The 13369-nt window shown below is 41.7% G+C and carries 13 protein-coding genes; 11 read left to right on the forward strand and 2 right to left on the reverse strand.

Going from position 1 to position 13369, the window contains the following annotated elements; translation table 11 throughout:
• The first annotated feature begins 12 nt into the window (after positions 1 to 12).
• Together H9Y05_RS11020 and H9Y05_RS11025 are read left to right on the forward strand one after the other, a co-directional pair.
• Positions 13 to 936: a PorP/SprF family type IX secretion system membrane protein gene (locus H9Y05_RS11020; protein WP_216714315.1), complete on the forward strand. Its 924-nt coding sequence runs from the start codon at positions 13 to 15 to the stop codon at positions 934 to 936.
• 26 nt (positions 937 to 962) lie between these two features.
• Entirely contained in the window at positions 963 to 2879 is a 1917-nt protein-coding gene (locus H9Y05_RS11025) for an OmpA family protein (RefSeq protein WP_216714316.1), read from the forward strand.
• A gap of 105 nt (positions 2880 to 2984) precedes the next feature.
• On the opposite strand, the gene H9Y05_RS11030 is transcribed toward H9Y05_RS11025, so the two are convergent.
• Positions 2985 to 3566, reverse strand: a complete 582-nt coding sequence (locus H9Y05_RS11030) for an NAD(P)H-dependent oxidoreductase (RefSeq protein WP_163491105.1) — start codon at positions 3564 to 3566, stop codon at positions 2985 to 2987.
• Positions 3567 to 3603: 37 nt separating this feature from the next.
• Positions 3604 to 4056 (reverse strand): DUF1569 domain-containing protein, encoded by a 453-nt coding sequence (locus tag H9Y05_RS11035; RefSeq protein WP_216714317.1) that lies wholly within the window; start codon positions 4054 to 4056, stop codon positions 3604 to 3606.
• Positions 4057 to 4254: 198 nt separating this feature from the next.
• Here H9Y05_RS11035 and H9Y05_RS11040 point away from each other — a divergent pair, with 198 nt between their 5' ends.
• From H9Y05_RS11040 to H9Y05_RS11080, 9 genes are all read left to right on the forward strand, one after another.
• Positions 4255 to 5424: a class I SAM-dependent rRNA methyltransferase gene (locus H9Y05_RS11040; protein WP_216714318.1), complete on the forward strand. Its 1170-nt coding sequence runs from the start codon at positions 4255 to 4257 to the stop codon at positions 5422 to 5424.
• A gap of 97 nt (positions 5425 to 5521) precedes the next feature.
• The gene (locus H9Y05_RS11045) at positions 5522 to 6850 is read left to right on the forward strand and encodes an MATE family efflux transporter (protein ID WP_163491110.1); all 1329 of its coding nucleotides are present in this window, start codon (positions 5522 to 5524) and stop codon (positions 6848 to 6850) included.
• Between the two features lie 103 nt (positions 6851 to 6953).
• Positions 6954 to 7904 (forward strand): methionyl-tRNA formyltransferase, encoded by a 951-nt coding sequence (fmt, locus tag H9Y05_RS11050; RefSeq protein WP_216714319.1) that lies wholly within the window; start codon positions 6954 to 6956, stop codon positions 7902 to 7904.
• 104 nt (positions 7905 to 8008) lie between these two features.
• Positions 8009 to 8659 (forward strand): ribulose-phosphate 3-epimerase, encoded by a 651-nt coding sequence (rpe, locus tag H9Y05_RS11055; RefSeq protein ID WP_216714320.1) that lies wholly within the window; start codon positions 8009 to 8011, stop codon positions 8657 to 8659.
• A gap of 7 nt (positions 8660 to 8666) precedes the next feature.
• Entirely contained in the window at positions 8667 to 9113 is a 447-nt protein-coding gene (locus tag H9Y05_RS11060) for a DinB family protein (protein ID WP_216714321.1), read from the forward strand.
• Between the two features lie 77 nt (positions 9114 to 9190).
• The gene (locus tag H9Y05_RS11065; RefSeq protein WP_163491116.1) at positions 9191 to 10204 is read left to right on the forward strand and encodes a hypothetical protein; all 1014 of its coding nucleotides are present in this window, start codon (positions 9191 to 9193) and stop codon (positions 10202 to 10204) included.
• A 62-nt stretch (positions 10205 to 10266) separates the two neighbouring features.
• Complete coding sequence (locus tag H9Y05_RS11070; RefSeq protein WP_216714322.1) at positions 10267 to 10638, forward strand: hypothetical protein; 372 nt, start codon at positions 10267 to 10269, stop codon at positions 10636 to 10638.
• A 336-nt stretch (positions 10639 to 10974) separates the two neighbouring features.
• Complete coding sequence (locus tag H9Y05_RS11075; protein ID WP_163491119.1) at positions 10975 to 12492, forward strand: GH3 auxin-responsive promoter family protein; 1518 nt, start codon at positions 10975 to 10977, stop codon at positions 12490 to 12492.
• Positions 12489 to 13310: a hypothetical protein gene (locus H9Y05_RS11080; protein WP_163491121.1), complete on the forward strand. Its 822-nt coding sequence runs from the start codon at positions 12489 to 12491 to the stop codon at positions 13308 to 13310. Before H9Y05_RS11075 ends, H9Y05_RS11080 begins: the two co-directional genes overlap by 4 nt.
• The last annotated feature ends 59 nt before the right edge of the window (positions 13311 to 13369 follow it).

The raw sequence follows: 13369 nt of genomic DNA on the forward strand, positions 1-13369 counted from the left end.
CAATGATAAGTCATGAAAAATAGTAAAACACATCGATTTTTGTTGCCGCTGTTGATATTGCTTTCAATAAACGTAAGTGCGCAGCAACAGGTCCAATTCACCCAGTATATGTACAATACAATGATGGTGAACCCGGCTTATGCAGGAACAGGAAGTGTACTGGAAGCATTGTTCATTCACCGTTCACAATGGGTCGGATTGGATGGTGCACCGCGTACACAGAACGTTGCAGTGCATGGTACTGCAGGAAAAATTGTCGGAGTCGGGTTGAATTTTATCAACGACCGGATCGGACCTGCTAACCAGACATTCGTTACGGCATCACTGGCTGCCCGTATTCCGCTTTCAGAAAAAATCAAGCTGTCAGTCGGATTGAACGGGGGAATGGATATTGTGAATGTGGACTGGTCAAAAGGTCAGTGGCAATCAGACAATGACGCGGCAATGATGAACAATATCCGGAACCGTGTACGTCCCGTACTTGGAGCAGGCGTATACTTGTATGCAGATAACTGGTACTTCGGATTTTCTTCTCCGACGTTTATCCAGCGGGATCGATACGGGGAATGGAATGAAGCTTCCATCAACAATGCCGTACACTGGTATGCAATTGCAGGATACGTATTCAATGTGGGAGAAAATGTCAAGTTAAAACCGGCCTTACTGGCGAAAATGGTTAGCGGAGCACCGTTTACGATAGATGTTTCTCTGAACACATTGATCAAAGAGCAATTTACAATCGGAGCGGCATACCGCTACAACGACGCCGTTTCTCTGTTGCTGGGGTATACGTTCAAACGATCGTTCTTTATCGGTTATTCATACGACATCAATCTTTCCCGTTTGAGAACATATAATTCAGGATCACACGATATTATTTTGAAATACAACTTGTATAAAAAAGACATGGCGGCTCGTTCACCACGCTTTTTTTAATACAGCGACCAAATTTTATGCGGATTATGAAAAAAATAATAAACATACTGACAATAGTGACACCGTTGGCTGTTTTTGCCCAGGGTTCTTATCTGGAGGCAGATAAAGACTATGCGATGCTGAACTACGATAAAGCCATTTCCGGTTATGAAAAGCATATTTCAAAACTCAAAAAGGAAAGCCCTTCCACGGATGTAATGATCAACCTGGCAAACAGCTACTTTTATACAAAAGATTATTCGAACGCACGTAAATATTATTTCCAGATTTATTCCATGCAAGGAAACAATATGGATGAAGCATTATTTATCCGGATGATCAGTACATTGCGGACAGCAGAAGATTATGACCGGGCAAATGAGCTGCTCAAATCATATTATGCAGGAAACCCACAACGAATAAAAATGCTTGTTTACCAGAAAGGTACGCTGGATTCTTTAACGTCAGAATACAAAGATGCAGTAAATATGAGTATTAACTCGAAGTCTGCGGATTTTGGTGTAACACTTTACGATAAGGAAATCATCTTTTCTTCATCGCGGGAATTGAGTACTGCCAGTCCGGAAATGACAGCATACCCATACCTGAATCTGTATTCAGCAACCAGGAATCCTACGACAGGGCAATTGAGCAATGTTAAAACATTCCTGTCCAATATGAACTCCGGGTACCACGATGCCACGCCGGCATTTACACCAGACAACAGTATTGTGTTTTTCTCGCGTAATTTCTTGACGAAAAACGATAAGCTGGACGCACAAAACGGAGGGGTTTCCAATGTGATGATCATGCGCGGACGGGTGATGAATAATCAACTGGTAGACATTGTTCCAATGGATTTCAACAGTAAAGACTACAACTGCTCTCATCCGTTTGTGAGCAAGGACGGGAAAAAACTGTTTTTTGCCTCGGATATGCCGGGAGGACACGGAGAAAGTGACATCTACGTTGCTGAATTGTACAACGATGGGAGCACGGGAGAGCCCGTTAACCTGGGGCCGATGATCAACACCCCCGGAGTGGAACTATTTCCAAGTATTTCAGGAGATACATTGTTCTTTTCATCCAATGCACACTACGGGTATGGAGGATTGGACGTGTTCAGTTCGAAAATGGCTGGAAAAACAAATTTTTCAATTCCTGAAAATTTAGGAAAACCGATCAATAGTAACATGGATGATTTCGCCTTCATCAAACTACAGGACCGGACAGGTTATTTCAGCTCCGACAGGAAAGGAGGGAAGGGAGATGACGATATTTACTGGTTTGAAATGGTTGAATTGAAAAAGTTTATTGCATACAGCGGACTGGTGCTGACAAAAGGAGACGATACTCCCGTGCCGAATGCAAAAGTACAGGTATACGATGTATTCAACGATCTGATCACGGAATTTCAATCAGATGATAAAGGAAACTACAATGTCGACCTTCCGTGCAATTCTCAATTGAAATTTGTATACAGTAAACCAGAGTACAGTACGGAAACAGTGTCTGTTTCAACCCCCGAAAAACCGGGAGAATCAAAAGACAACAATGTGCGTCTGACCAGTTTCTCTTCTCTGGTAGAAAAAGACGGTATACTGGAAAAAATCAAAGTAGATCCGATCTATTTTGATTACAGCAAATGGGACATTACACCACAGGCAGAAGGAGAATTGAATAAAATCCTGTTTGCAATGGAGAAATTCCCGAATTTGAAAATCAAGATCGAATCGCATACAGATGCCAGAGGGTCGGACAGCTATAACTTGAAATTGTCAGACAACAGAGCCAAATCGACCATGCAGTACCTGATTTCCAAAGGAATTGACCCTTCGCGTATTGAAAGTGCAATCGGGTATGGTGAAACACGGTTGAAAAATAATTGTAAAAACGGGGTAAAATGTTCGGAAGATGAACATTTTACCAATCGAAGATCCGACTTTATAGTGATTAGCAAATAGTTAGTTTTAGGTGTAAGTAAGTGGTAGTTAAGTGAGAAAGTGGGGAGCGGTTGTATTATCGTTCCCCATTTTTTGTATCGTACATCGCATGCGCATGCGATGAATTTATCTTGCTTTTTTACCCAGCACTTCTACTTTTTTCAACCAGTTACTTCTATAGGAATCTTTTGAAAGCCGTATCGGGCCGATTGATGTAACGCGGACAGGTTTTATTCCGCAAAACTCAAGTGTTGCTTTTTTCATCGCATTGGTACTCGGACGTGCATATACCAACCGGTAATACCAGGAAGGCTGATCCATCGTGCAAATGATCCGCGCAGATTTATTCGTCAGGAATTTATCCCACCACACTGAATTTTCTCTCTTTTTAAAGGCGAAACCAGGGAGTAAAACACGGTCAAGAAACCCTTTTAGCATAGCAGGAACGCTTCCCCACCAAACCGGGTAGATGATAATCATGTGATTTGCCCATGTGATTTTTTCCCGGGCATCCAATAAATCCGGTTCGAGGTCTGTTCGTTTGCGGTACCCGAATTGCAGGTTGGGATTGAATACCAGATCCCTGACGATAATTTCCTGTACTTCATGTCCTGCTGCTAATGCTCCGGTCTTGTAGGCATTTGCCAATGCAAAATTGAAACTCTCTTTATCCGGATGTCCGTTAATGATTAAAATCTTTTTTTTCATAAAAATGAATGTCTTTGATGTTCAGAAGAGGTGAATGTTATACACCGAATTGAGTCAGGTGATGATCCAGGTGCTTGTAAAACATGTTGTTCCATTCGGTTGCTGTCAATTTTCCGAATGAATGTGATTCTTTTCCCTCAAAATGAGCTTTCCCCAATTGCTGTGTTTTTGTCAGGTAGTTAATCAGGCGTTGTTTTTCAGCTCCGAATTCCTTCTTGTCGACTATTTTAAATTCAGGTGCGGTCGGGCTTCCTTTTTTGTAAGGTTTTTCACTGACAACAATTCCCTTTACAAACCATTTTAACACCAGTTTTTTAACACCCTTCGGTTTCGGATGCTTGTTGTCATAGATCAATTCATAGGTCACACTGCAATGAGCAAGCATTTGCGGTGCATTCATCGAACCCCACAGCGGAGCTTTCGTACTGTCAAGATTTTCAATTCGTTCAATTACCTCGTCGGTTACTGTTTTTTCAAAAATATTTTTCATCGTTTTTTCGGATTTGGTCAGTTGATACTTCCGGATGTAAAAATCGAACAAATTCTTTGATTTTTGATTGTTTTAATGTGAAATCATAGAGCAATAGATGAAAAATTTATTCAACAACATATTTCTGTAAAAAATCATAAGAGAAGGAACTGAAGTTCGTATCAACATTAATCCCTACATTTGCGCAAAATTATATGTGTGTCGAAGATCGTTCAACTATACAAGAAAAAAACACAGTCTGTAGAACGCAGACATCCCTGGATTTTTTCGGGTGCCATTGATTTAGCCTCAGAAGAGCTGGAAGACGGTGATTTGGTGACTGTGCATGACCATCAATCGTGTTTTCTGGCGCGCGGACATTTCCAAAATGCGACCATTGCAGTTCGTGTACTGACGTTTGAAGACATTCCGATTGACGCGGAGTTCTTCCGGGAGAAAATTCAAAACGCGGTCAACGTTCGCCGCTCGTTGAACGTATTCCGGGAAGACAATTCCATTTTTCGTCTCATCCATGGTGAAGGGGACGGTTTGCCGGGCTTGATTGTCGACTATTACAACAAAGTAGCGGTAATTCAATGCCACAGTATTGGGATGTACCGTTCGATAGCATTCATCGCAGAAGGATTAAAAACCGTATTGAAGGACGAATTGACTGCCATTTACAACAAATCATCCGAAACGCTTCCCGATCGGGTGGAGGTCAACGATTCTTATCTGTTCGGAAGTTGTGAAATGCCCCATGTCGCGACAGAAAACGGGGTGCAATTCAACATCGATTGGATCAACGGACAGAAAACGGGTTTTTTCATCGATCAGCGTGAAAACCGTTTGTTGGTGGGAAAATACGCCCGGGGCAAGAAAATATTGAATACCTTCTGTTATTCCGGAGGATTCAGTTTGCTGGCATTAAAAAACGGTGCTGAGCTGGTACATTCACTGGACAGTTCAAAAAAAGCGATCCGGCTTACCGATGAAAACGTTGCGCTGAACGGATTCAAGAACCATGCATCTATTGTCGCCGATGCGATGGAGTACATGAAAGAACTGCCGGAGGCATACGATATTATTATCCTTGATCCGCCAGCTTTTGCCAAGCACCGCGATAAACGACACAAAGCGGTACAGGGGTACAAACGGTTGAATGCCCATGCAATCCGCCAGATCAAACCGGGAGGGATTATTTTTACTTTCTCTTGTTCTCAGGTGATCGACAAGTTATTGTTTACCAATACAGTGATTGCCGCGTCGATCGAAGCCGGTAGAAATGTACGCATCCTTGAACAGCTGCATCAACCTGCCGACCATCCGATTGCTGCCGTTCACCCCGAAGGAGAATACCTTAAAGGGCTGGTGATCTATGTTGATTAATCAAAAATAGTACCTGTTGTGAATGAATTCATCATAGAGAATCACAGGATAAATTTTCCAATCAACATTCATAATTCAACATTCATAATTCCCTCCATTGTTACCTTTCAGTTATAAAAGAATCTTATCCGTAGCCCTTCCGATGATGGGAGCTTCATTCGTGCAATCCATTGTATTGCTTACGGCATCCGCTTTCCTGAGTCGCTATTCTACAGACGCGTTTGCAGCAGTTGGGAATGCCGGACTGATTTACATTTCCATGCACATGTTTGTCGTTGGAATTAGTGACGGAGCACAGATTTTGATCTCTAACAGGATTGGGCAGGGGAGATATGATGTATTGGGACAATTGCTGGGGTCTTCCGTACTTGTTTTATCCGTGATTGTCGTGTTGCTGTTTACATTTGCACAGCTACTTCTTCCGGATATCATCCACAGTTATGTCAAGCATCCTGAAATAGCGCAGGCGCAGGTAGATTATATTTCCATTCGTAGCTACGGATTGTTCTTTGCGATGTTGATGCTCCCTGTTCAGGCATATTATTTTGCCTTTGGGAAATCGTGGGTGCCCTTAGTGAGTGCGATTGTAACTGCAGTCGGAAACGTGGTACTGGACTATAGCCTGATTTTCGGAAACTTCGGATTTCCTGAAATGGGGCTGAAAGGAGCAGCTTTGGCTGCAACCATTTCAGATGGACTGAGCGCGCTGTTCCTGGTTTCTTTTTTGTTTTTATCAAAGGAGCACGTAAAATACAAACTGTTTAAACACTTTCGATTACTGAAAACGACATTTGTGGAGATTTTCAGGCTGTCCATGCCCATTGTCTTCCAGGGAACGGTTGCACTTTCTACCTGGACCATCTTCTTTATCTGGCTGGAGCAGATGGGTAAATTTGAGCTCACGGTATCGCAGAACATTCGATCCGTTTATTTCCTTGCCTTTGTTCCCGTCTGGGGATTTGCAGCAGCTACAAAAACCTATATCTCGCAATATGTTGGAGCAAAGCGAATTGAAGACATCCGAAAAATCCAATGGCGGATTCAGTTGTTATCAATGGTGTTTATGCTGATCACTTTTCACGGAAGTTTCCTTTATCCGGAGGCAATTATTTCATGGATCAACCCGGAAGAAGCATTCATTGCTAAAAGTGCGGATACACTTCGTTATGTGAGTTTGTCCATGTTCATGTTTGCCTATTTCAGTGTATTCTTTCAGACCATTAACGGGATCGGCAAAACACAAATTACCTTTCTCATCGAAGCCATTGCGGTTGGGTTGTACGCATTGTCAGCCTACCTGTTGATCAAAATCTGGCACGTGGATATTGTGTATGTATGGAGCGTTGAATATGTCTACTTCGGTTCCATGGGATTGATGTCCGTTGCTTACCTGAAGTTGGTTAACTGGAAACAGAAATTGCAATAAAACTGTTGTAACGTTCCCGTTTGAAAGAAAAAACGCTGGCTGATGTGAGTATGTGTTTTCAAGCTCCTTCTCCCAACTCAAAAAATCGGTATATCTTTGCGTCATGAAAGAACTGAGAATTGTTTTTATGGGGACGCCCGAATTTGCGGTCACAATTTTAGACCGGTTGGTAAAAAACGGAGCGAACGTTGCCGGAGTAATCACAGCGCCGGATAAACCTGCCGGAAGAGGATTGCAGATGAATGAAAGTGCTGTAAAACAATATGCCGTTCAACAACAATTGCATGTATTGCAACCTGTCAATCTGAAGGACGAAGCATTTATTGCTGAACTCCGTGATTTACACGCAGACTTGTTTGTCGTTGTCGCATTCAGAATGCTGCCGGAGATTGTCTGGTCGATGCCGCCAAAGGGAACAATCAACCTGCATGGTAGTATTTTACCGAATTACCGGGGTGCAGCTCCAATCAATTGGGCAGTGATCAACGGTGAAAAAGAGACCGGTGTAACGACTTTCTTCATTGAAAAAGAAATCGACACGGGAAAAGTGATTGAACGGAATGCCCTTGCCATAGGAGAAAATGAAACGGTTGGAGAATTACACGATCGTTTGATGGAATTGGGAGCACAGACAACCCTTTCTACGGTGATAAAAATAGCAGAAGGAAATGTAGAGGGAATTCCGCAACTGGAGTTGACAGACGGAGAACTGAAAGCTGCACCTAAAATCTTTAAGGGAGATTGTGAAGTGAATTTCAATCAACCTGTGGCGAATGTACACGATTTTATCCGCGGATTGTCTCCGTATCCTGCCGCATGGTGCACACTTCATCATCCGGAAGAAGGAAAACGAACGTTCAAATTGTTTCGCTGCCTGAAGACAATCGAACCGGTAGATGCAAGCAGGGAGTTAAAAGCAACAAAAGACGGTATCCTGTTCCCGTGTTCCGATTTTTACCTGCTGGTTACAGAGTTACAGCCGGAAGGCAAACGCAAAATGGATTTTAAAGCCTATTTGGCAGGGAATTCAGTAGAAAACTGGAGTGTTCAATGAGATTTTTGGATACAATTGTCTGATTGCGTGAAATCTTAATCTTTAATCAATCTGTCACAATCTTTTCCAACGCATTTTATTACCTTTGCCGAAAAGTAATAATTATGTCTCAAATTATCTCTCCCTCTGTACTTTCGTGTGATTTTGCAAACATCCAGCGCGATGTTGAAATGATTAACAATTCTACCGCTGACTGGTTTCATGTAGATGTAATGGATGGAGTGTTTGTACCCAATATTTCTTTCGGTTTCCCGGTAATCAGTGCGATAAAAAAACATGCGACAAAACCATTGGATGTGCACCTGATGATCGCCAATCCGGATCAGTACATTGAAGCATTTAAAAAAGCGGGCGCTGATTGGTTGACAGTTCACTATGAAGCGTGTACTCATTTACACCGAACCATTCAGGTGATTAAAGCAAACGGAATGAAAGCCGGCGTCGCGTTGAACCCGCATACATCTGTGGAAGTACTGGAAGATATTTTACCGGAGCTGGATTTAGTACTCATCATGTCTGTCAATCCCGGATTCGGCGGACAAAAATTCATCCCGCACGCGTTGAAAAGAGTCGCACGGCTAAAAGAACTGATCAATAAAACAGGTTCTTCGGCATTGATTGAAGTGGACGGAGGTGTGAATTTGGAAACGGGGAAACAATTATTGGAGGCTGGAGCAGATGCACTTGTTGCCGGAAGTTTTGTGTTTAATTCTCCCGATCCTACCCAAACGATACAGGATCTGAAAGCATTGTAACAAACAGATGCAAGGATTTTTTCTTTCCAAATTTGAATTTGATTACCAGGCCAATGAACGATGGATTGATGCCATCGAAGCACAGGATGTAACAGATCATTTTGAGATCAGGCGGCAATTGTGTCATATCCTCAATGTTCATCATTTGTGGATAAGTCGATTGAATGACATGCCCGTATTTTCAGACGATTGGGATGATCTCCCGTTTCACTCCTGGAGAAAATTAAACCGTGAAAATTGTGCACAGACGCAATTGTTTATCGTAAACAAAGACATTGCCGGAGAAACAGAATACACGGACAGCGAAGGACAAGAACAACGAAAAACGTCATCGGATATTCTATACCACATATTACAGCATTCTGTTCACCACCGGGCATATATCAATTTCCTGCTTCGAAAAATTGGCGCGATTCCTGCTGAAATGAATTTCATTGCATGGAGTAACAAATAAGAACTTTTAGCGTTAATAAGTGTATGAAACCGATACAAATCATCCTTTTTATTAGTTGTGTTTTGACATTTTCCGGGGTGAAAAGTCAAGATTTATCTGAATATGAAGCTGAATTGATTCATTTGCTGGATGCGCTGCGTTCGGCAAAGGACAATGCAGAAAAAAATCAAGCGAATGCGCAGTTCAAAGCCAAACTGGAGGAAACAATCCGGTTGGATGGCGCATTTGATTACCCTTTTTCAGGATTGAAAACCATGGGTTCCATCAAAAGCCCGGATAATGAATTCCGGCTGTTTAACTGGAATGTAGAGCAGGACGATATGACACAGAAATATTACTGCTATGTCCTGACGTTCGACGACCGCTCTAAAAAATACAAGATCATTGAATTGAAAGACAATAGTTTTATGTTGCCGCAAAAACCGACAGAAATCCTGGAAGCAGACAACTGGTATGGCGCGCTGTATTATAAGATTATACCGATGAAGAAAGGTTCTAAAACAGTATATACTGTATTGGGATGGGATGGGAATAATGCTTCCAGTACGATGAAAGTTCTCGATGTACTGAATTTTAGCGGAGGAACTGTTCGATTGGGAAGCCCCGTTTTTAAATTTCCGAAAGAAACATTAAAACGGGTATTTTTTGAGTTTTCAAAGAAAACAACCATGTACATGTCTTACGAAGAGCAGTATTCACGTATTATCTTTGACCACCTGGCTCCGGAAACTCCTGCATTAACAGGGATGTATTCCATGTATGTACCGGATCTCTCCCATGATGCGTTTATCCTGGACGACGGAAAATGGTACCTGGTAGAAGATGTGATCGGTGTGAATGCTGCCATGTCGGAAACAATTACAGTTTCTTATAAGGACGATAAAACGGGGGAGATCAAGGAGCGTAAGATTAAGAATAAATGGGAAGAACCTTCCAAATCGCATGTAGCGACAACGCCGGAAGACCAGATGAAGGAACAGGCCGGAGAGCAAAAAGAACAGCCGGCGGCTAAAAATAATCACAAGCCGGACCGGCATCAACCACAAAGCTATAACCCGGTTAACGGCACAAAGAAAAAAAAGAAACGATGAGTATTGGATAGATCCGATGACGGAAAGTTGAATACCTGTATCATTTTTGTTATCTTTCGTTTATGAACGTAAAAACGATTTCCGGAATTTGTTTTTTCCTGGCGATGCTATTCGCGGTTTTGTTACTGCTGGATGTATCCGTTGCAGTGCTCCCCAGGGCGATGATGGCATATGGTGTAATCGGATTGGGGGTAGCAGGCATCCTGTTGAACCTGTTTACAGTCCGGCAAAGTAAACACAGCATCGCATACAGCATTGTATATTGGTTTGCCTGCCTGTTGTCCGTAATTGGCATCGGAATGATAACCATGCATTGGCCATATGCAAAACAAGTGATATATGCAGGACTTATTTTAATGGCGGTTTCGTTCTTCATTCCGAAGAAAAGAACAGATGATCAGAAAGATGATACGGAATTGCTGGATGACTTGTGATTGTAAACAACCGGACGTGCAAATCTTTTTCTATTTTTTCCGGCTCAACTTTGCATTTATTGGAAATAATAGTACTTTTGAGAAAAAAAAGAACAATGGCGAATAACGATAACTTTTTTGATGATTCAACAGTAGCATTAGGGACAATCTACGTGATTATTTGTTTATCAATACTTGCTTCAATTATTATCTGGGGATAATCCTTGGTAATCATTACTATAAGTAAGATGAATCGTATTTAGACCGGATTGTTCCGGTTTTTTTATGCGCGAACGATTCTAAAAGCTCATTTAACTGAGAAAAATACTATCTTAGTACCTACGAAGACAACTGTATATGCCATTCAATGCAATATTTTCCTGGATTGTCAAAAAGAGAATTCACCAGATTGAGTTGTTTAAAAAGTTTCCGTTGGAAGTACAGAATGAACTGTTCCAACACCTTATTTCTACCGCAGCTTTTACAGAATTCGGATTAAAATATAATTTCAAGGACATTACCAGTTACGAAGACTTTAAAGCACATGTTCCTTTGCATGAATACAATGACCTGAAACCTTATATTGATCGTGTAATTGAAGGGGAGCAGGAAATTCTCTGGCCTACTGAAACAAAATGGTTTGCAAAGTCCAGCGGTACGACATCGTCCAGGAGCAAATTAATTCCTGTGACCCGGGAATCACTCGAAGATTGTCATTACAAAGGTGGAAAGGATTTACTTTCAATGTATTACAATAACTACGAAAACAGGAAATTATACAATGGAAAACACCTGATCGTAGGAGGAAGCGCGCAGGTAAATTACCTGTCAGATGATTCCTATTTTGGTGACTTAAGCGCTATTATCGTAAAAAACTTACCCTGGTGGGCAGAAATCAAGAGGACTCCTGCGCGCGAAATTGCACTGATGAGCGAATGGGAAGAGAAAATCGAAAAAATGGCCCATTCCACCATTGAGGAAGATGTGTACATCATAGCGGGTGTTCCGAGTTGGACAATGGTGCTGGCAAAACGCGTACTTGAAATTACAGGAAAAAATACGCTCAAAGAAGTGTGGCCCAACCTGGAACTGTATATGCATGGAGGAGTAAGTTTTGAACCATACAAAGAAGAATTTAAAAGATTGATTGGTTTTGATGACATGCATTATGTGGAAACATACAATGCTTCCGAAGGTTTTTTCGGTATCCAGGACGAAGAAAACAACCCCGGAATGCTGTTGATGCTGGACTATGGTATTTTCTTTGAATTTATTCCCATGGAGGCGTATAACGGAATCAATTCAACGCAGATTATTTCACTGGAAGAGGTAGAGATCGGGAAACAATACGCATTGGTTATTTCTACAAACGGAGGCTTGTGGCGCTACATCATCGGAGATACAATCGTATTTACCGAGTTATTGCCTTACCGGTTCAGGATTTCCGGACGGACAAAATCGTTCATCAATACGTTCGGAGAAGAGGTGATTGTTGAAAATGCGGAAAGAGCCGTCACAATGGCATCAAGAGTTACCCGTGCGCAAGTGCGTGATTTTCATGCATGTCCCGTGTACATGGAAAATGATAAGAAAGGAGCGCATCAGTGGCTGATTGAATTCGTAAATGAACCGGATAACATCGAGGAATTTAAAAAAGTAGTGGATGCAACCCTTCGGGAAATCAATTCCGATTATGATGCAAAGCGGTACAAGGACATGATCCTCGAACCACCTGTTTTTGTTGTATTGCCGAAAGGTAGTTTCGATCAGTGGTTGAAGACAAAGAATAAACTGGGAGGGCAGAATAAAATTCCCCGTCTGGCAAATGACCGTGAAATTGCGGAACAGATTTTGAGTGTTGTCCAGGTAATATGACAGTACATAAACACACGATACGGTTATTGATAACGGCACTGATTCTGTTGCCTGGTATTCTGTTTTCCCAACGACTGGAGGAATTAAAGACATACCCGATTTCCGGGCAGGCGATCTGGATGGTTGACGGGTTGGAAAACATCATTATTTCGGATCGTGACCGCCTCACAAAATACGATAAAAACGGAAAATTGCTATTCGAGCAAAGCCAAAAATCACTTGGACGATTGGATAAGATTGAGTTAGTTAACTCGCTGAAAATATATGGATTTTCTGAAAGTCAACAGCTTGTTTGCTTCTACGACAACTCATTAACTTCGATGGAAAAATGCATTGATTTGAGTGAATACGATCTGGTCAATGTCAGTACGGTTGCCAGTTCCGGTCAATCAGATAAAATGTGGGCATTTGACCAGGTAAATTCATCGCTATACCTGCTTTCATTCAAAGGATTGCTGCAAAGTCAGAATGTAAAAAACCTCAATGGAATTTTAGATGCGGCGCATATTGCGGAATTAATCGAATGGGACAATAAACTGTTCATCCTCGATAACCAGAAAGGGATATATGTGTTTGATCTGTACGGGACATTGATTCGTTTCATCGAAGTACAACAGGTAAAATGGATCCAGTTTTACAACGATTACCTGATTTGCCTCAAAGAAGGAAAACTGGAAATGATTTCTTTGCAGAACGATAAAAAAAGTGTCGATTTCCCATTGAAATATGAAGGTGTTCGTGATTTTTATGTCGACGATGCATTCATATACCTTCGTTCCGCCACAACAATCACAAAAGCACAATTTGTGTTCGAGTAATTGTTATTCTGTTTAACGATCCGCAAAATTGTGGTATTTTTGCACTTCAGTAAAGAAAC

Origin of the sequence: Taishania pollutisoli (assembly GCF_014518315.1) — a bacterium.
Classification (GTDB): Bacteria; Bacteroidota; Bacteroidia; order Flavobacteriales_D; family Crocinitomicaceae; genus Taishania; species Taishania pollutisoli.

What these genes read in the sequence shown, in the direction of transcription:
- H9Y05_RS11020 (WP_216714315.1), top strand. Translation starts at nt 13, where the DNA reads ATGAAAAATAGTAAAACACATCGATTTTTGTTGCCGCTGTTGATATTG.
- H9Y05_RS11025 (WP_216714316.1), top strand. Translation starts at nt 963, where the DNA reads ATGAAAAAAATAATAAACATACTGACAATAGTGACACCGTTGGCTGTT.
- H9Y05_RS11030 (WP_163491105.1), bottom strand. Translation starts at nt 3,566, where the DNA reads ATGAAAAAAAAGATTTTAATCATTAACGGACATCCGGATAAAGAGAGT.
- H9Y05_RS11035 (WP_216714317.1), bottom strand. Translation starts at nt 4,056, where the DNA reads ATGAAAAATATTTTTGAAAAAACAGTAACCGACGAGGTAATTGAACGA.
- fmt (WP_216714319.1), top strand. Translation starts at nt 6,954, where the DNA reads ATGAAAGAACTGAGAATTGTTTTTATGGGGACGCCCGAATTTGCGGTC.
- rpe (WP_216714320.1), top strand. Translation starts at nt 8,009, where the DNA reads ATGTCTCAAATTATCTCTCCCTCTGTACTTTCGTGTGATTTTGCAAAC.
- H9Y05_RS11060 (WP_216714321.1), top strand. Translation starts at nt 8,667, where the DNA reads ATGCAAGGATTTTTTCTTTCCAAATTTGAATTTGATTACCAGGCCAAT.
- H9Y05_RS11070 (WP_216714322.1), top strand. Translation starts at nt 10,267, where the DNA reads ATGAACGTAAAAACGATTTCCGGAATTTGTTTTTTCCTGGCGATGCTA.
- H9Y05_RS11075 (WP_163491119.1), top strand. Translation starts at nt 10,975, where the DNA reads ATGCCATTCAATGCAATATTTTCCTGGATTGTCAAAAAGAGAATTCAC.
- H9Y05_RS11080 (WP_163491121.1), top strand. Translation starts at nt 12,489, where the DNA reads ATGACAGTACATAAACACACGATACGGTTATTGATAACGGCACTGATT.